15 protein-coding genes are annotated in these 17,641 nt (G+C 62.3%); 6 read left to right on the top strand and 9 right to left on the bottom strand.

Annotated features, from left to right (window positions below; genetic code table 11):
* Positions 1–11: 11 nt before the first annotated feature.
* The 7 genes from ABVN19_RS01440 to pcaR all read right to left on the bottom strand — a co-directional run bounded on the left by ABVN19_RS01440 (position 12) and on the right by pcaR (position 8,293).
* The gene (locus ABVN19_RS01440) at positions 12–1,376 is read right to left on the bottom strand and encodes a 3-carboxy-cis,cis-muconate cycloisomerase (RefSeq protein ID WP_028943365.1); all 1,365 of its coding nucleotides are present in this window, start codon (positions 1,374–1,376) and stop codon (positions 12–14) included.
* A gap of 19 nt (positions 1,377–1,395) precedes the next feature.
* Positions 1,396–2,685 carry an MFS family transporter gene (locus tag ABVN19_RS01435; RefSeq protein ID WP_353632783.1) on the bottom strand — a complete coding sequence of 430 codons (1,290 nt, stop codon included), beginning with the start codon at positions 2,683–2,685 and terminating at the stop codon, positions 1,396–1,398.
* A 119-nt stretch (positions 2,686–2,804) separates the two neighbouring features.
* Positions 2,805–4,010, bottom strand: a complete 1,206-nt coding sequence (gene pcaF, locus ABVN19_RS01430) for a 3-oxoadipyl-CoA thiolase (protein ID WP_177431060.1) — start codon at positions 4,008–4,010, stop codon at positions 2,805–2,807.
* On the bottom strand, positions 4,007–4,786 hold the full coding sequence (locus ABVN19_RS01425) for a CoA-transferase subunit beta (protein ID WP_028943362.1): 780 nt from the start codon (positions 4,784–4,786) through the stop codon (positions 4,007–4,009). Before ABVN19_RS01425 ends, pcaF begins: the two co-directional genes overlap by 4 nt.
* Positions 4,783–5,643 carry a CoA transferase subunit A gene (locus ABVN19_RS01420; protein ID WP_028943361.1) on the bottom strand — a complete coding sequence of 287 codons (861 nt, stop codon included), beginning with the start codon at positions 5,641–5,643 and terminating at the stop codon, positions 4,783–4,785. The genes ABVN19_RS01425 and ABVN19_RS01420 overlap by 4 nt, the downstream gene beginning before the upstream one ends.
* 149 nt (positions 5,644–5,792) lie before the next feature.
* The gene (locus tag ABVN19_RS01415; RefSeq protein WP_028943360.1) at positions 5,793–7,139 is read right to left on the bottom strand and encodes an MFS transporter; all 1,347 of its coding nucleotides are present in this window, start codon (positions 7,137–7,139) and stop codon (positions 5,793–5,795) included.
* A gap of 278 nt (positions 7,140–7,417) precedes the next feature.
* The gene (gene pcaR, locus ABVN19_RS01410; protein ID WP_177431057.1) at positions 7,418–8,293 is read right to left on the bottom strand and encodes a pca regulon transcriptional regulator PcaR; all 876 of its coding nucleotides are present in this window, start codon (positions 8,291–8,293) and stop codon (positions 7,418–7,420) included.
* Positions 8,294–8,872: 579 nt separating this feature from the next.
* Here pcaR and ABVN19_RS01405 point away from each other — a divergent pair.
* On the top strand, positions 8,873–9,073 hold the full coding sequence (locus ABVN19_RS01405; protein ID WP_028943358.1) for a hypothetical protein: 201 nt from the start codon (positions 8,873–8,875) through the stop codon (positions 9,071–9,073).
* Positions 9,074–9,412: 339 nt separating this feature from the next.
* Complete coding sequence (locus tag ABVN19_RS01400) at positions 9,413–10,885, top strand: inorganic phosphate transporter (RefSeq protein WP_028943357.1); 1,473 nt, start codon at positions 9,413–9,415, stop codon at positions 10,883–10,885.
* A 53-nt stretch (positions 10,886–10,938) separates the two neighbouring features.
* Here ABVN19_RS01400 and ABVN19_RS01395 read toward each other — a convergent pair whose 3' ends face one another.
* Positions 10,939–12,417, bottom strand: coding sequence for a helicase HerA-like domain-containing protein (locus ABVN19_RS01395; RefSeq protein WP_028943356.1), 1,479 nt, complete (start codon positions 12,415–12,417; stop codon positions 10,939–10,941).
* Between the two features lie 170 nt (positions 12,418–12,587).
* On the opposite strand from ABVN19_RS01395, the gene ABVN19_RS01390 reads away from it, so the two are divergent.
* The 4 genes from ABVN19_RS01390 to ABVN19_RS01375 all read left to right on the top strand — a co-directional run bounded on the left by ABVN19_RS01390 (position 12,588) and on the right by ABVN19_RS01375 (position 17,487).
* Positions 12,588–14,468: a methyl-accepting chemotaxis protein gene (locus tag ABVN19_RS01390; RefSeq protein ID WP_028943355.1), complete on the top strand. Its 1,881-nt coding sequence runs from the start codon at positions 12,588–12,590 to the stop codon at positions 14,466–14,468.
* Positions 14,469–14,610: 142 nt separating this feature from the next.
* Positions 14,611–15,732: a glycosyltransferase family 1 protein gene (locus ABVN19_RS01385; RefSeq protein ID WP_105641934.1), complete on the top strand. Its 1,122-nt coding sequence runs from the start codon at positions 14,611–14,613 to the stop codon at positions 15,730–15,732.
* Entirely contained in the window at positions 15,725–16,477 is a 753-nt protein-coding gene (locus ABVN19_RS01380) for a polysaccharide deacetylase family protein (RefSeq protein ID WP_028943353.1), read from the top strand. Before ABVN19_RS01385 ends, ABVN19_RS01380 begins: the two co-directional genes overlap by 8 nt.
* Positions 16,474–17,487: a lysylphosphatidylglycerol synthase transmembrane domain-containing protein gene (locus tag ABVN19_RS01375; RefSeq protein ID WP_028943352.1), complete on the top strand. Its 1,014-nt coding sequence runs from the start codon at positions 16,474–16,476 to the stop codon at positions 17,485–17,487. Before ABVN19_RS01380 ends, ABVN19_RS01375 begins: the two co-directional genes overlap by 4 nt.
* Here ABVN19_RS01375 and ABVN19_RS01370 read toward each other — a convergent pair.
* Positions 17,453–17,626 (bottom strand): hypothetical protein, encoded by a 174-nt coding sequence (locus tag ABVN19_RS01370; protein WP_167332101.1) that lies wholly within the window; start codon positions 17,624–17,626, stop codon positions 17,453–17,455. The genes ABVN19_RS01375 and ABVN19_RS01370 overlap by 35 nt on opposite strands.
* Positions 17,627–17,641: the final 15 nt, after the last annotated feature.

Raw genomic sequence — 17,641 nt, 5'->3', positions numbered from 1 at the left:
TGCAGCCTCCTTCAGGCATTGAAACGGTGATGTTCGGCCAGCGCCCGCTCGACCCAGGCGCGAGCCTGGCCAAGGTAGTGGGCGGGGTCGAGCAGACGATCGAGTTCGTCGGGTGAAAGTTCGGCGCTCACCTGTGGGTCGTCGCCGAGCACGGCGCGCAGGTGTCGCTGCTCGGCCACTGCGCGCTTGCAGCAGCGTTCCAGCAAATGATGGGCGCTGTCGCGGCCCAGGCGTTGAGCCAAAACGATGCTCACCGCTTCGGCCAGCACCAGGCCCTGGGTCAGGTCGAGGTTCTGGCGCATGCGTTCGGCATCCACCTGCAGGCCATCGGCGATGATCTGCGCCTGGCGCAACGCACCGGAAACCAGGCAGCAGATTTCCGGCAGGGTCTCCCATTCGGCATGCCACAAGCCCAGGCTGCGCTCGTGCTCCTGAGGCATGGCGGCAAACATCGTCGACACCAGCCCCGGCACTCGCGTGGCAGCGCCGATCAATACGGCAGCGCCCACCGGGTTGCGCTTGTGCGGCATGGTCGAGGATCCGCCCTTGCCCGGTGCAGACGGTTCGAACACTTCCGCCGCTTCTGTCTGCATCAGCAGGCTGATGTCGCGACCCAGCTTGCCCAAGCTGCCGGCGATCAGGCCCAGCACCGAGGCGAACTCCACCAGGCGGTCGCGCTGGGTGTGCCAGGGTTGCTCGGGCAGTTGCAGGTCCAGTTGCTGGGCCAGGGCTTCGGCCACCGGCAGCGCTTTGTCACCCAGTGCCGCCAGGGTGCCGGAGGCGCCGCCGAACTGCAGTGTCAGCAAGCGTGGCTTGAGCTCCTGCAAACGCTGGCGGTGACGGGTCAAGGCGCCCAGCCAGCCAGCGATCTTCATGCCCAGGGTGACTGGCGTTGCATGCTGCAACCAGGTACGTCCGGCCAACGGTGTATCGGCATGGGCCTGGGCCTGATGCGCCAGGGCGTCGGCCAGGCGCTGCAAGTCGTCTTCAATCAGGCCCAGGGCCGCACGCAGTTGCAGGACCAACCCGGTGTCCATCGCATCCTGGCTGGTGGCGCCCAAGTGTACATAGCGCTCGGCCTCGGGCACTCCGCTGGCGATCACCTTGCCCAGTGCCTTGACCAGCGGGATGGCCGAGTTGCCGGCAATGCCGATGGCCTCGGCCAGCGCGGCATAGTCATAGTGCTCGGCCTGGCAGGCGGCCTCGATGGGTGCCACCGCAACCTGCGGAATCACCCCCACGGCCGCTTCGGCCCGGGCCAGGGCAGCCTCGAAATCGAGCATGCCCTGCACCCGGCCTCGGTCACTGAATACTTCACGCATGGCGACTGCGGTGAAGTAGGCATCGAACAGCTGATTGCCCGGTCGCGGGTTCATCTACAAGTCCTTCAACAGGTCAATGGTCGTGGTGCAGGTAGGCTGCCTGTTTCGGCAAGCGCAGGCTGAACAGGAAGGCGATCGCCATCATGGCGGTAACGTACCAGTAAAAAGTGTTTTCCAGGCCCATGGATTTCAACCCCAGCGCCACGTATTCAGCCGAACCGCCAAACACGGCGTTGGCCACCGCATAGGCCAGGCCTACGCCCAGCGCGCGCACCTGCGGCGGGAACATCTCGGCTTTGACCAGGCCACTGATGGAGGTATAGAAACTGACGATGCACAGCGCCAGGGTGATCAGCACGAAGGCCAGGAACGGGCTGGTGACGGTCTTCAGGGTCATGAGGATCGGCACCGTGCACAAGGTGCCCAGGGCGCCGAACCAGAGCATCGAATTACGCCGGCCAATACGGTCGGAGAGCATGCCGAACAGCGGCTGCATGCACATGTACAGGAACAGCGCGCCGGTCATGATGAAGCTGGCGGTCTTGGCGCTCATGCCAGCGGTGTTCACCAGGTACTTCTGCATGTAGGTGGTGAACGTGTAGAAAATCAGCGAACCGCCAGCGGTGTAGCCAAGCACGGTGATAAAGGCTGCCGTGTGGTTGCGGAACAGCCCGCTGATGCTGCCGGCCTCTTTGTCGTTACGGGTTTCTGCGCTGCTGGTTTCTTCCAGCGAACGGCGCAGCAGCAGTGAGATCACGGCGGCCACAGCGCCAACCACGAACGGAATGCGCCAGCCCCAGGCGCGCAGTTCATCTTCGCTGAGCAACTGTTGGAGGATTACCACCACCAGTACCGCCAGCAACTGACCGCCGATCAGGGTCACATACTGGAACGAGGCGAAGAAACCGCGCTGGCCGCGCAGGGCCACTTCACTCATGTAGGTCGCCGTGGTGCCGTATTCGCCGCCCACCGACAGGCCCTGGAACAGGCGCGCCAGCAACAGCAGGGCCGGCGCCCAGGCACCGATCGAGGCGTAGGTCGGCAGGCAGGCGATGACCAGAGAGCCGGCGCACATCATCAGCACCGAGATCATCATCGAATTCTTGCGGCCATGACGGTCGGCCACGCGACCGAACAACCAGCCACCAATGGGGCGCATCGGAAAGCCGGCTGCGAATACCCCGGCGGTGTTGAGCAGTTGCACCGTCGGATCGTCGGAGGGGAAGAACGCCGGGGCAAAGTAGATGGCACAGAAGGCATAGACGTAGAAGTCGAACCATTCCACAAGATTGCCCGAGGAGGCGCCGACGATGGCGAAGATGCGCTTACTGCGTTCCTCACCGGTGTAATAGGCTGAAGTCATGACAGTTCACTCTTGGAGGGTTACTGGAGTCTAGACACAACCAGTAACACTCTTGTTCCACAAGCAATCACCCCGGACCCACGACCCTGCGTGGGGGCCGCCTGTCCGGGGTCATTGGTTTACACCCGCTCGATAGCCAGGGCCAGGCCCTGCCCTACACCTACACACATGGTCGCCAGGCCCTTGCGCCCACCCGACTGCTCCAATTGGTGCAAAGCCGTGAGGATCAAGCGTGCACCGCTCATGCCCAGCGGGTGACCCAAGGCGATGGCACCGCCGTTCGGATTGACCTGCGGTGCATCATCGGCCAGGCCCAGTTCGCGTAGCACAGCCAGGCCCTGGCTGGCGAAGGCTTCGTTGAGTTCGATGACATCGAAATCACTGACGGCCACGCCCAGGCGCTCGGTCAGCTTGCGCACCGCAGGCACCGGGCCGATGCCCATGACGCGCGGGGCGACGCCGGCGCTGGCCATGCCCAGAACCCGGGCCCGAGGGGTCAGGCCGTGCTTTTTCACCGCTTCGGCCGACGCCAGGATCAGGGCGGCGGCACCGTCGTTGACGCCCGAGGCGTTGCCGGCCGTGACCGTTTTGTCCGGGCCGTTGACCGGCTTGAGACGGGTCAGTGCTTCGAGGGTAGTGTCCGCACGTGGGTGCTCGTCCTGCTCGACGATGGTCTCGCCTTTTTTATGGGCGATACGCACCGGCACGATCTCTTCGGCAAAGAAGCCTGCGGCCTGGGCAGCGGCAGTGCGTTGCTGGCTGCGCAGGGCGAAGGCATCCTGGTCGGCGCGGGAGACCTTGTAGTCGTCGGCAACGTTGTCGGCGGTCTGCGGCATGGCATCGACGCCGTACTGGGCTTTCATCAACGGGTTGATGAAGCGCCAGCCGATGGTGGTGTCTTCCAGTTTCATGTTGCGTGAATAGGCGCTGTCAGCCTTGCCCATGACAAACGGGGCACGGGACATCGACTCGACACCGCCGGCAATCGCCAGCTCCATCTCGCCGCTGGCAATGGCGCGAAACGCGGTGCCCACCGCATCCATGCCGGAGGCGCAGAGACGGTTGAGGGTCACGCCCGGTACGCTGTCCGGCAGGCCGGCCAGCAGCAGTGCCATGCGGGCGACGTTGCGGTTGTCTTCACCGGCCTGGTTGGCGCAGCCGAGAAACACTTCGTCCAGCTGATCCCATTGCACCTGCGGGTTGCGCTCGATCAGGGCCTTGATCGGCACGGCCGCCAGGTCGTCGGCGCGCACACCGGCCAGGGCACCGCCAAAGCGGCCGATGGGGGTGCGGATGGCATCGCAGATAAATACGTCACGCATCAGGCTTCTCCTGGCGCTTGGCCGTGGGCGGCGGCAGTGCGCGCTTCCAGGTCACGCAGGGCGGTAAGCTCGACTTCGCTTGGTTCGACAGTGGTGGCCACATCGTCAGCGAAACGAATGGCCCAACCGGTGGCGGCAATAATCTGCTCGCGGGTCACGCCCGGGTGAATCGAAGTCACCACGAACTCGTGGGTGCCGGCTTCCGGCTCCATGATGCACAAGTCGGTGATAATGCCGACCGGCCCCTCGCCTGGCAGGCCCAGGCGTTTGCGCGAATCGCCGCCCTCGCCGTGGCCGACCGAAGTAATGAAGTCGAGCTTGTCGACAAAAGCGCGATTGGACTGCTTGAGGATGATCAGCACCTGCTTGGCGGAACCGGCGATTTCCGGCGCGCCACCGGCACCTGGCAGGCGCACTTTTGGCTGGTGGTAGTCACCCACCACGGTGGTGTTGATGTTGCCGAAGCGGTCGACCTGGGCTGCGCCGAGGAAGCCCACGTCGATCCGGCCACCCTGCAGCCAATAGCGGAAGATTTCGCCGGTCGGCACCACGGTGTCGGCGGTTTCGGCCAGCTCGCCGTCACCGATCGACAGCGGTAGTACGCTCGGCTTGGCACCGATCGGGCCGGATTCGTAGATCAGCACCACGTCGGGCGACGAGGTCAGGCGGGCCAGGTTCGCGGCCTTGGAAGGCAGGCCGATGCCCACGAAGCACACTGCACCATTGCGCAGACGACGGGCTGCGGCGACGGTCATCATTTCATTGGTGGAGTAGCTCATTGTGCAGCCTCCGAAGCGCTGGCCAGTTTTGCCTTGAATTCGTTGAAGTCGGCGGTGCCGCGAATGTATTCGTCGATCCAGGCGGTGAAGGTCTCACGGTTGCGAGCAATCGGGTCCCAGGCCTGGTAGAAACGGTTGTCACGCTCGTAGTAGCCATGGGCGTAGGACGGGTGAGCACCGCCTGGTACCAGGCATACCGCCGACAGTGCCCAGGTAGGCAGTACACAGGCGTTCATCGGCGCGTTCAGGTCGTCGACGATTTCCTCGACGGTCACGATGCAGCGTTTGGCTGCCAGGGCCGCTTCCTTCTGTACACCCAGGATGCCCCAGAGCAGTACGTTGCCCTTGCGGTCAGCCTTCTGTGCGTGGATCACGGTGACATCCGGGCGAACCGAAGGGACGGCGGCCAGGACTTCACCAGTGAAGGGGCAGGTAACGCTCTTGATCAGCGGGTTGACCTTGGGCAGATCGGAGCCTGCGTAGGCACGCAGTACCGCGAACGGCAAGCCCGAAGCGCCAGCGACGTAGGCGTTGGCCAGGTCGGCGTGGCTGTGCTCTTCGATTTCCATGGCTTGCGGCCACTGCTTCTCGACAGCATCGCGCAGACGGTGCAGGGAGCCGACACCCGGGTTGCCGCCCCAGGAGAAGATCAGCTTGCGAGCACAACCGGAGCCGATGAGCTGGTCGTAAATCAGGTCAGGCGTCATGCGTACCAGGGTCAGCTCTTTCTTGCCCTGACGAATGATTTCATGCCCGGCGGCGGTTGGAATCAAGTGGGTGAAGCCTTCGAGGGCGACGCTGTCACCGTCGTGGACGAACTGCTTCACGGCGTCGTGGAGCGAGAGGATTTCAGCCATTGCAGACTCCTGGATATGCTGAGTCGAGGTCGGTGTGCAAGGCGCCTTGGGTGGCGCCGGTATGAATTCAGATTACGGTGGGGCTTTGGCAGGCACAATCCGATAATCGACTAACCGTTCGATTATCGAACAAGTTGTATGACCCGCTCCTACGTGGCGTCGGCGTGGCTGACTACGCCCTTGATGATCACTGCCACGGTGGCAACGCCTGCCGGGATCACCAGCGCGGTGAGCACCTGCTCGAAGTTCCAGCCCAGGCCCAGCAAGGTGGCGCCCATCCAGGCACCGAGGATGGCGCCGAAGCGACCGATGCCCAGCATCCACGAAACACCCGTGGCCCGGCCTTGGGTCGGATAAAAACGCGCAGCCAGCGATGGCATGGCCGACTGCGCACCGTTCACGCACATGCCGGCAATCAGCACCAGGGTCGCCAGCAAGGTGATGTTGCCGAGGCTCTGCCCGACCGCGTAGGCAAACACCCCGGCCAACAGATAGAAAGTGCCAATAACCTTGTGCGGGTTGTAACGGTCCATTGCCCAGCCCACGGCAACGGCACTGAGTACTCCGCCGAACTGGAACAGAGCACCAATGAAGGCAGCCTGTTCCATGCTCGCGCCGCTGTCGCGCATCAGGGTCGGCAGCCAACTGGTCAGCAGGTACACGATCACCAGGCCCATGAAGTAGGTCAGCCACAGCAGCAACGTGCCGACGCTGTAGGTACCCGAGAAGATCACCGCAAACACGTTGCGCGCCTTGACGGTTTTCTGTTCCGGCACGCTGAAACTCGACGCCTGGCCGACAATGGAAGGCTCGATAGGGGCTAGGGTCTTGCGCACTTTGTCGGTGCCGCGGTTACGCACCACCAGGTAGCGTGCCGACTCGGGCAACCAGAACAGCAGTACCACGGCCAGGATCAGCGGCAGCACACCACCGATCAGCAGCAGGCTGTGCCAGCCGAAGGTCGGGATCAGCTTGGCCGAGATGAAGCCGCCACCGGCCATCCCCAGGTTGAAGCCGCAGAACATGCTGGTCACCAGCAGCGACTTGTGCCGCTCAGGCGTGTATTCGGACAGCAGCGTCGTGGCATTGGGCATGCCTGCGCCCAGGCCCAGGCCGGTCAGAAAACGCAGCACCAGCAACTGGTCGACGTTGGTGCTGTAGGCCGATGCCAGGCTGAAGGCGCCGAACAGTACAACCGCCCCCACCAACACCACTTTGCGGCCAAAGCGGTCAGCCAGTGGCCCGGAGCCCAGGGCGCCGAACACCATGCCGATCAGCGCGGCGCTCATCACCGGGCCCAGGCTTGCGCGATCAATACCCCAGTCCTGTGACAGCGCTGGCGCAATAAAGCCCATTGCCGCCGTGTCCAGGCCATCAAGGAAAACAATCAGAAAACACAGGATCACCACCCGCCACTGATAGCGCGACAGCGGTTGTTGATTGATGAAGAACTGCACATCAAGGCAGTTTCCAACAGCAGCGTGGGGACTGTTCATTATTTTTATCCAGTAGGAGCGCGCAGGTGTGCGGGTGCGCGCGTGAACGGCACAGACGGAGAGGATCGGTTAGGCGTACGGGTCAGCCGCGCGGCGCGTACTGAAACGGCTGCAGGCGGTGCCTGGATGGGATATCAGTCATGGGGGCATTCGCCTCTCGCTCATTATTATGGGCGGTCAGGGCAGGCTGACCGATGCGAGCGACATTAATAAGACGCCGGAATCGGCGCAATTCGATAAACGCATCTGTGTGCGTTTATCGAACAGGAAGTGCAGTGTCAGGCAAACAGCTGGGCACTCAAGTCACGGCTGGCCGCGAGCATGATGGGCAAGAAACGTTGCTCGAGCTCGGTGCGGCTGACCCGGCCCGCGTGGGTGCTGACGTTCAGCGCAGCCAGCACCTGACCGGAGGCATCGTAGACCGGTACAGCTATAGAGCGCAGGCCCTGCTCCAGCTCCTGGTCGACCACGCACCAGCCCTGTTGGCGGACCTGCTGCAGACATTCAAGCAATGCTACCGGGTCATGAATGGTACGGCTGGTCTTGGCTTGCAGGTCGGCATGCTCCAGGTATTCATGCAAGGTGGCATCGTCCAGGGCCGCCAACAGGATTCGCCCCATCGACGTGCAATAGGCCGGCAGCCGTCCCCCCACCGAAAGGTCGACCGAAATCAGGCGCTGCACCGTCGCCGAGCGGGCAATGTAAAGAATGTCGTCGCCTTCGAGGGTGGCCATGTTGCAGGCCTCGTGCAACTGGTCGCTCATGCGGTCCAGGTACGGCTGCGCCGACACCGCCAGCGGCGTCGACGATAAATAGGCATGCCCCAGGGTCAGCACTTTGGGCAATAACGAATACGTACGCCCGTCGGTGGTGGCGTAACCCAGCTTTATCAAGGTGTGCAGGCAACGGCGCACGGCGGCGCGGGGAATTTCGGTGCGGTGGCTGATCTGCGCGATGGTCAGGTGGCGCTTGCGCTCCTGGAACGCCTGGACCACAGCCAGCCCTCGGGCCAGCGACGTCATGAAGTCGGGGTCACCGGTGAAGGCCTGGATACGCTTGGCCGGCGAAGCGACGATGGGGGGTGCCAGCGACGCAAACGAACTGCGCACCTGATCGTTCAACCCGGGCCCTTTGGGCGGTATTTCTTCTGTCATGGTTCACCTCGGCAACACGGTCACTGGGGCGATTATCGAACCAACGACCGATAATCGCAATTGACCGCCACCCTCAATTGCTTATACCTTTCTACCGCCACCATGTGGCTTCTTGGAGAGACTGGTCAGGTACCCACCGTAGAAGTCCCAGGCACGGCCTTGCCCACGAAGCGAGGCCGTTTTTTTCTCCTTCGGTTTTCGCCTCACCTGCCCCTGAAGAAATTGCCCCGGCCGAACCTCGATACCGATGTAACAAACACGGTGGGGTCGCCGTCATAAGCAAACAGCGAATACCGATTGACTTCGTTATGTAACGTGCGAGCTATAATAAAGTGCTGTGCCCACTCGCCGGCAGGTGGTCTTCGGATCCAAGCCGCGCCTGACTGAACTCACTGGGTGCAGGGCAGGTGCAATTACCGCAAGGTTGAATACATCAGTATTCTTCCTGCATGCATACTCTGAACCTACTGTTGCTGCGACAGTTATGCCGCTCTGGCAGCGTAGCCGTGTGCAAGTTGTGCTGTTGCGCAGCTTTTACGCGTTAACGCCAGAGTTTATTCACAACCAACAGGTAGCACTGTGACGAAAGACGAACTGCGCGCGGAACTTGAGCGCCAGGAACAACGTTACAAGGAAGTTTACGGCGGAGAGGTCACCACTTACGCCGCCCAGCCCGACCCTGAACGCAAGCCTTGGCGCAAACGCGCAAGCATCCTCGACCAGGCGTTTGCCCAGGAACTGCAGAAAATAGAAAAAGAACTCAAGACCGACGAAGGCTAGCCACTCGAAGGGTCGCTGCCGCCTGCCGGGTGCGGGCGGCCGAGGGTGCGCGTGGTCGAAATTCTCAAGGCCGATCGTTACGCGACCTACAGCGACTGGTAACGTAATCTCACAAATTTAATACAGTTGTTTGAATTTTTCATTACAGCCAACCAACAACGTAAACCCTTAAATTTTCTGGATTTTTACCGATTTTAGAGGGGTTTTTCCTGATCGTTCCCGACACTTTAACCCGAGGGACAGCGTCGCAACGGCGTAAACCGGTCGGCAGCAAGTGCATCGATTAACAGGCTTTTCTGGCATAATCGCGCCCCCTTATGACCGGGTCAGAAAACCTTCATGATCGATTTATTCAGCGGACTTGATGCCTGGGTACTGGTGAGCTTGCTGCTCGCTTTGACCTTCGTACTCGCCTTCGAGTTCATTAATGGCTTTCATGACACCGCCAACGCGGTAGCTACAGTCATTTATACCAAAGCCATGCCGCCTCACCTGGCGGTGTTCTTCTCCGGGGTGTTCAACTTCCTCGGCGTTCTGCTCGGCGGTGTCGGGGTGGCCTATGCCATCGTTCACCTGTTGCCGGTAGAGCTGCTGATCAATGTGAACACAGGCCACGGCCTGGCCATGGTCTTCTCCCTGCTGGCCGCAGCCATCGCCTGGAACCTGGGTACCTGGTACTTCGGAATTCCGGCGTCCAGCTCTCATACCCTGATCGGTTCGATCCTCGGTGTAGGCCTTGCCAACGCCCTGATCAGCGACATTCCATTGGGTGACGGGGTCAACTGGCAGAAAGCTATCGATATCGGCATGTCCCTGGTGCTCTCGCCCATGGCCGGTTTTGCCGTGGCAGCCCTGGTGTTGCTGGGCCTGAAATGGTGGCGCCCGCTGTCGAAGATGCACAAGACGCCTGAACAGCGCCGCAAACTCGACGATAAAAAGCACCCGCCGTTCTGGAACCGTCTGGTTCTGGTGATCTCGGCCATGGCGGTCAGCTTCGTGCATGGCTCCAACGATGGCCAGAAAGGCATCGGCCTGATCATGCTGGTGCTCATCGGTATCGTTCCTGCGCAGTTCGTCCTGGACCTCAACAGCACCACCTACCAGATCGAGCGTACCCGCGACGCCACCCTGCACCTGAGCCAGTTCTACCAGCGCAACGAAGCTACCCTGGGTGAGTTCCTGGCCCTGGGCAAAGCTCAGGATGGCGACCTGCCGGAGCAGTTCAGTTGCAACCCGCAGCAGACCGAGCCGACCATCAACGCCTTGCTGCACTCGCTCAAGGGCGTGACCGAGTACCGTTCGCTGACGCCTGAAAAGCGCATCGAAGTGCGTCGCTACCTGCTCTGCCTGGACGACACGGCCAAGAAGGTAGGCAAGCTGCCGGGCCTGCAGGCACGTGAAAAGGCTGACCTGGACAAACTGCGCAAGGACCTGACCGCCACCACCGAATACGCCCCATTCTGGGTGATCATCGCCGTTGCCCTGGCCCTGGGCCTGGGTACCATGGTTGGTTGGAAGCGCGTGGTACTGACCATCGGTGAGAAGATCGGCAAGCAGGGCATGACCTATGCCCAGGGCATGTCGGCACAGATCACCGCGGCGTGTGCCATCGGCATGGCCAACATCTTCAGCCTGCCAGTGTCGACCACCCACGTATTGTCGTCGGGCGTGGCCGGTACCATGGTCGCGAACAAAAGCGGCCTGCAAGGCGGCACCGTGCGCACCATCCTGCTGGCCTGGGTACTGACCCTGCCGGCAACCGTGGGTCTGTCGGCAGCCTTGTTCTGGTTGGCGACCAAGTTCATCGTCTGAACTGTCCCGCATTGAAAAAGGCGCCTTCAAGGCGCCTTTTTCATGCCTGCGATTCAGCGCTTCTTGCTGCCGCCCAGCAACGACCCCATCAAGCCACGCACCAGCTGACGACCAAACTGGTTGGCGGCCTGACGCACCGCCGACTTGATCGCTTGCCCCGCGGCACTCTGCAGGAACTCACCGGCTTTGTCGGCCAGGCTCTCCTCTGCGGCAGCCGGCGCTTGCCCGGGTGTCGGTGCTTCGCCCTTTCGCGCGGTGAGCATTTCGTAGGCCGACTCACGGTCAACGGGTTTGTCGTAGCGCCCGCCCAGCGCAGAGGATGCAACCAACGCGGTGCGTTCGGCGGCGCTCAAGGGTCCGATCCGTGACTGCGGCGGCGCGATCAGCACCCGTTGGACCATGCCCGGCGTGCCTTTTTCCTGCAGGGTGCCCACCAGCGCTTCACCGATGCCAAGCTCGGTCAGCACACTCAAGGTGTCGAACGCAGGGTTGGGACGAAAACCCTCTGCCACGGCCCTCAACGACTTCTGCTCCTTGGCGGTGAACGCCCGCAGGCCATGCTGGACACGCAGGCCCAACTGCGCCAGGACATCATCAGGCAGGTCACTCGGCGACTGGGTGACGAAGTACACCCCGACACCTTTGGAACGGATCAGCCGCACCACCTGCTCCAGCCGGTCCTGCAAGGCCTTGGGCGTGCCGTTGAACAACAGGTGCGCTTCATCGAAGAACAATGCCAGCAATGGTTTGTCGGCATCGCCGCGCTCGGGCAGTTGCTCGAACAGTTCGGCCAGCAGCCACAGCAGGAAGGTCGCATATACCTTCGGCGCCTCATGCACCAGGCGGCTGGCATCCAGCAGGTGAATGCGCCCGCGACCATCGGCATCCGGGCGCAGGATATCTTCCAACTGCAGCGCCGGTTCGCCAAACAGCGCTTCGGCGCCCTGCTGCTCGAGGGTGGCCAGGCGCCGCAACAGCGCCTGGCTGGAGCCGGTCGTCATCAGCGCACTGTCTTCGCCCAGCAACTGCGGGTTGTCCTTCAGATGTGCCAGCAGTGCCTTGAGATCCTTGATATCAAGCAGCAGCAGACCTTCACGGTCGGCCACCTTGAAGGCGGCATAGAGCGCAGCCTGCTGGGAGTCGCTCAGTTCCAACAGGTTGCCCAGCAGCAGCGGGCCCATTTCACTGAGGGTGGTGCGCAAGGGATGGCCGGATTGGCCGTGGATATCCCACAGACTGACCGGGTATGCCTGCGGCCGGTGCTCGAGCCAGGGCATCCCGGCAATACGCTCGGCCACCTTGCCCTGCGGATTGCCCACGGCGCCCAGGCCACACAGGTCGCCTTTGACGTCGGCGGCGAACACCGCCACGCCGGCATCGCTGAAGGCCTCGGCCATGTGCTGCAGGGTCACGGTCTTGCCAGTGCCGGTGGCGCCAGCGATCAACCCATGGCGGTTGGCCAGGCGCATGGCCTGGGACACCGGTTGACCGGCAAGATCCGCGCCGAGCATGAACTGCGAAGAGTCAGGCATGTATTTTTACCCTCTGTTTAAGCTTTGGCTCGAAGCGGCCGATATCAAGTTAGCGATAGACCACCAGAAAGACAGGAATAGCCCGATAAGGAAAGGGGACCTGCACTGCTTTCAAACTGTTCTTTGTGCGAACGAACCCGGATAACAAAACCTTAGCGGACCGACACGTTATGAACAAAAGCCTCCGATTCAGCCACAAGATCCTTCTGGCCGCTTCTCTGATCGTCATGATCGCGTTCACACTCTTTACTTTGTACAACGATTTCTTGCAGCGTAATGCTATTCGCGAAGATCTGGAAAGTTATCTTGCCGAGATGGGCGACAGCACTTCGACCACTATCAAGAGCCTTTTTGATGGCCGCATCCTCCTGGTTCAAAACGTGGCACAAAACATTGCCACCTACCCCGATGCCGAACACATCGGCACGTTGCTCGGTCAGCAAGCACTGGTCTCAAGTTTTCTGACGATCTACCTGGGTGACGTCAACGGTGGTTTCACCATTCGCCCGCAAACCAAAATGCCCGATGGCTACGACCCACGCGTTCGCCCCTGGTACAAGGACGGCATGGCTGCCAACGGACCGATCCTGACTGAACCCTACATTGATGTCAGCACCGGCAAGATGGTGATATCAGTCGTCGCCACCGCCGCACGCAATGTCGGCGTGGTGGGTGGCGACCTGGCGCTGGACGGCCTGGTAGAAATCATCAACTCGCTGAATTTCGGCGGCATGGGCTACGCCTTCCTGGTCAACGAACAGGGCAAAATCCTGGTCCACCCGGACAAGGACCTGGTGATGAAGTCGCTGTCGGACCTGTTCCCGCAGAACACCCCGCGCCTGACCAAGGACCTCAGCGAAGTCCAGCTCAACGGCGAAACCCGCCTGCTGACCTTCGCCCCGGTCAAGGGCCTGCCCTCGGCCAACTGGTACATCGGCCTGTCTGTCGATAAAGACAAAGCCTATGCAATGCTCAGCGAGTTCCGCACCTCGGCGGTGATCGCCACCCTGGTGGCCGTGGCGATCATCATCGCCCTGCTCGGCCTGTTGATCCGCGTGTTGCTGCAACCGCTGCACACCATGACCCGGGCCATGGAAGACATCGCCGAAGGCGAAGGCGACCTGACCAAACGCCTGACCATCCACAACCACGACGAATTCGGCACCCTGGGCACGGCATTCAACCGCTTCGTGGAACGTATCCACGGCTCGATTCGTGAAGTGTCGTCAGCAACCGAGCAGGTCAACGAAGTCGCCCTGCGGGTGGTCAGCGCCTCCAACTCCTCGATGGTCAACTCCGACGAGCAGTCCAACCGCACCAACAGCGTGGCCGCTGCCATCAACCAGCTCGGCGCCGCCGCCCAGGAAATTGCCCACAACGCCGCGCAAGCTTCGCAGCAGGCAAGCTCTGCCCGTCACCTGGCCGAGGAAGGCCAGCAGGTGGTCGATCGCAGCATCGCGGCGATGAACCGTCTGTCGGATTTGATCTGCACCTCCAGCTCGCACATCGAGACGCTCAACAGCAAGACGGTGAACATCGGCCAAATCCTCGAAGTGATCACCAGCATTTCCCAGCAGACCAATCTGCTCGCCCTCAACGCCGCCATTGAAGCGGCGCGGGCCGGTGAAGCCGGACGCGGATTTGCCGTGGTCGCCGACGAGGTTCGCAACCTCGCCCATCGCACCCAAGAGTCGGCACAACAGGTACAGAACATGATCGAAGAGCTGCAGGTAGGGGCGCGCGAGTCGGTCGATACCATGGGCCAGAGCCAACGCCACAGCCAGGACAGCGTGGAAATCGCCAACCAGGCCGGCGAGCGCCTGGGCAGCGTCACGTTGCGCATCGGCGAGATCGACGGCATGAACCAGTCGGTGGCCACTGCCACCGAGGAGCAGACGGCCGTGGTCGACTCGATCAACATGGACATCAACGAGATCAACATGCTCAACCAGGAAGGGGTCGAGAACCTGCAATCGACCCTGCGCGCCTGCGCCGACCTCGAGCAACAAGCCAGCCGTCTGAAACAGCTGGTGGGCAGCTTCCGCATCTAAGCGCCCGGGGCAGCCGCGCCCGCCGCTGCCCCTCCCCTTAAGCCCGATCGAACAAACTATCCTTAACAGAGGTCAACCTTAGGGCGCGTCCTCAGGTGCATGCCAATGCCTGATGACACACTCTGAATGCGATCTCGGAGGGATGCTGATCGTGCACATCGCTGACATCACCATGTTCTACGCCCCCGCCAGCGGCGGCGTGCGTACTTATCTTGATGCCAAACATCGCCGCCTTGGACTCACCCCCGATGTCCGCCACAGCCTGTTGATTCCCGGCGCCAGCGCCAGTCATGCCAATGGCATCTACCACGTGCCCGCCCCGGCCCTGCCCTTCGGTAACGGTTACCGCTTCCCGTTGCGCCTGGCCCCCTGGCGCAACGTGCTGCACGATCTGCAACCCGACCTGATCGAGGTCGGCGACCCCTACCTGACCGCCTGGGCGGCCCTGGATGCGCGGCGCCAGCTCGATGTGCCGGTGATCGGCTTTTATCATTCCGATCTGCCGCTGCTGGTCAGCAACCGCATGGGTAACTGGTTCACTCCCAATGTCGAAGCCTATGTCAGCAAGCTGTACGGCAATTTCGACCGGGTCCTGGCCCCAAGCCAGGTGATGGCCAACAAACTGCGAGGCCTGGGTATCGACAACGTTCATGTACAACGCCTGGGCGTCGACCTCACGGCCTTTCACCCGCGTCACCGCGATAACACGGTGCGCCAACAGTTGAAAATTGCCGACAACACCCACCTGCTGGTGTTTGCAGGCCGCGGCTCGCGAGAGAAAAACCTGCCGGTGCTGCTCGACTGCATGAGGCGCCTGGGCAAGCACTATCACCTGTTGCTGGTCGGCTCGCACATGCCCGCCATGGTTCCAGCCAATGTCACAGTCATCGACCACTTCTGCCCCGCCAATGAAGTCGCGCGGCTACTGGCCAGCGCCGATGCCCTGGTCCATGCCGGCGATCAGGAGACCTTCGGCCTGGTGATTCTCGAGGCCATGGCCAGTGCAATTCCGGTGATTGCGGTAGCGGCCGGCGCATTCGAGGAAATTGTCGACGAGCGCTTCGGCCGCCTGTGCCAACCCAATGACGGCTTGGCCATGGCCAGGGCCGTGCGGGAGGTTTTCGAGCAAGGCGCCGCGCAGCTTGGCCAACAAGGACGCCTGCATGCCGAGCAGCATTACGCCTGGGACACGGTGGTCAACGGCCTGCTGGCCCACTACCGTGCGGTGCTCGGCTATAGCCTGCCGGTACGTGCCCATGCCTGACCTTACTGACAGCCGACGCAGCCTGCTGCTGGTGCTGCACGACGTGGCGCCCCATACCTGGCCGGACTACCAGCCATTCGTCGAAGCAGTGGATGCCTTGGGCAACATCCCCCTGACCTGGCTGGTGGTACCCGACTTTCACAAGCGCGACCCGCTGATACAGGCCAAACATTTTCGCCGACTGCTGGACTGGCGCCTGCATCGCGGTGACGAACTGGTCCTGCATGGCTATTACCACCTAGATGACAGCCCGGCCCCGCACTCGCCGGGTAACTGGTTCATGCGTCGCGTCTACACCCACGAAGGCGAGTTCTATAGCCTCGACCAGGCGACTGCCCTGGAGCGCTTGCAGGCCGGCATGGCGCTGTTCGAGCGATTCGACTGGCCGTTGGCAGGCTTCGTCGCCCCGGCCTGGTTGATGAGCGAGGGCACTCGCCAGGCCCTGCGGAGGCTGCCGTTGCAGTACACCAGTGACCCGCGTCACCTCTATCGATTGCCGCACTTCTCCCCCGTCGCGGCCCCCGGACTTGTGTGGAGTGCCCGCAGCAGCTGGCGACGGGGATTGTCGCGGATTGCCTGCGAGCTTCAGGCCGCGCGCCTTGAGCAAGCCCCCGTGATTCGCCTGGGCTTGCACCCGGTAGATATGCGCCACGGTTTTTCCCGCCAGTACTGGATGCGAACCTTGCAGCAGTTGTTGCAACAAGGCCGTACTCCCCTGACCAAATCAGCCTGGCTGGCATCGTGAAGCGCCTGGCGTGGTTGCTCTTTGCGCTCATCCTTGCGCTGCTGGTACCGGCGTTGCTCGGTGGCAGCGACCTGCTGACCCGCCTGCGTGCCTTTGCGCCCGGGCTGATGCTTGGCTTGCTGGGCATGATCCTGCTCTGCTGGATCATCAATGCCATCCGCCTGCGGCTGTTACTCGGCAGCCAGGGGTCGAATCTGGGCCGTGTACGAAGCCTGGGGGTGATCATGGCCACCGAGTTTGCCATCTGCACCACCCCAGGCGGCAGCGGCGGGCCACTGGCCCTGATGGCTCTGCTGGCCCGTGACCGGATCGGCCCCGCTCGCAGCGGGGCGGTGTTTGCCGCCGACCAGATCAACGATTTACTGTTCTTTCTCTGCGCCATGCTGGGGATTGCCGGCTATGCCCTGTTCCACAGCCTGGGTCGAAGCCTCGAAGGCATGTTGGCGGGCAGCGCGCTGCTGATGTTCGGAATGCTGGTGGCTGGAGTAGCGCTGGTGAAATGTCGGCGGGCGTTGCTGCGGGTCAATGGGCGACTGTTGCGCCGGCTGAAGATATCGGCGCCGCGACGTCGGCGCTGGACGCGCAAAGTGCTGCACTTCTTCCGCGCCCTGGCCGACACCTGGCGCCTGCCCAAACGTACGCTCACGCTGGTATTCGCCCTGACCTGCGTGCATTGGGGGTTGCGCTATAGCGTGCTGTACCTGGCCCTGCGCGGGCTGGGCGTAGACGTGCAATGGGTACTGAGCTTTCTGGTGCAGATGCTCTCGCTCAGCGCTGGGCAGTTCAGCCTGTTGCCAGGCGGTGCCGGCGCCGCCGAACTGACATCGGCTACCTTGCTGACGCCCCTCGTGGGCAAATCGACTGCAGCGGCGGCGATTCTGATCTGGCGCGCGGTGACCTATTACTTCTATTTGATCGCGGGCGGCCCGGTGTTTCTCTACCTGCTGGGACGCCCGCTACTGGAGCGCTTGCGCTTCAACCAGACACGGGTTCGTCGCGAGAAGGCTTGACCTGCTCCCAAAGCTCGGCGGCACCGGGAAAGTCGGTGCCGTCCTCGCTGTCGAGTGCATCCGGGTCGTAGCGGCTGAGGCAGCCCTCGCCAAGGGTCGGCGGGGCCTTGGAGGTTGCCTTGTCGAGGGGATCGGCCATGTTGCAACCTCCATG

It is taken from the genome of Pseudomonas vranovensis (assembly GCF_040438935.1).
Taxonomy (GTDB): Bacteria; Pseudomonadota; Gammaproteobacteria; order Pseudomonadales; family Pseudomonadaceae; genus Aquipseudomonas; species Aquipseudomonas vranovensis.
This window is presented reverse-complemented; position numbering and strand designations above follow the sequence as displayed.

Excerpts from the sequence above, each read along its gene's own strand:
- ABVN19_RS01440 (WP_028943365.1), bottom strand. The coding sequence starts at position 1,376 with ATGAACCCGCGACCGGGCAATCAGCTGTTCGATGCCTACTTCACCGCA.
- ABVN19_RS01435 (WP_353632783.1), bottom strand. The coding sequence starts at position 2,685 with ATGACTTCAGCCTATTACACCGGTGAGGAACGCAGTAAGCGCATCTTC.
- ABVN19_RS01425 (WP_028943362.1), bottom strand. The coding sequence starts at position 4,786 with ATGAGCTACTCCACCAATGAAATGATGACCGTCGCCGCAGCCCGTCGT.
- ABVN19_RS01420 (WP_028943361.1), bottom strand. The coding sequence starts at position 5,643 with ATGGCTGAAATCCTCTCGCTCCACGACGCCGTGAAGCAGTTCGTCCAC.
- ABVN19_RS01415 (WP_028943360.1), bottom strand. The coding sequence starts at position 7,139 with ATGAACAGTCCCCACGCTGCTGTTGGAAACTGCCTTGATGTGCAGTTC.
- pcaR (WP_177431057.1), bottom strand. The coding sequence starts at position 8,293 with ATGACAGAAGAAATACCGCCCAAAGGGCCCGGGTTGAACGATCAGGTG.
- ABVN19_RS01400 (WP_028943357.1), top strand. The coding sequence starts at position 9,413 with ATGATCGATTTATTCAGCGGACTTGATGCCTGGGTACTGGTGAGCTTG.
- ABVN19_RS01395 (WP_028943356.1), bottom strand. The coding sequence starts at position 12,417 with ATGCCTGACTCTTCGCAGTTCATGCTCGGCGCGGATCTTGCCGGTCAA.
- ABVN19_RS01390 (WP_028943355.1), top strand. The coding sequence starts at position 12,588 with ATGAACAAAAGCCTCCGATTCAGCCACAAGATCCTTCTGGCCGCTTCT.
- ABVN19_RS01385 (WP_105641934.1), top strand. The coding sequence starts at position 14,611 with ATGCTGATCGTGCACATCGCTGACATCACCATGTTCTACGCCCCCGCC.
- ABVN19_RS01380 (WP_028943353.1), top strand. The coding sequence starts at position 15,725 with ATGCCTGACCTTACTGACAGCCGACGCAGCCTGCTGCTGGTGCTGCAC.
- ABVN19_RS01370 (WP_167332101.1), bottom strand. The coding sequence starts at position 17,626 with ATGGCCGATCCCCTCGACAAGGCAACCTCCAAGGCCCCGCCGACCCTT.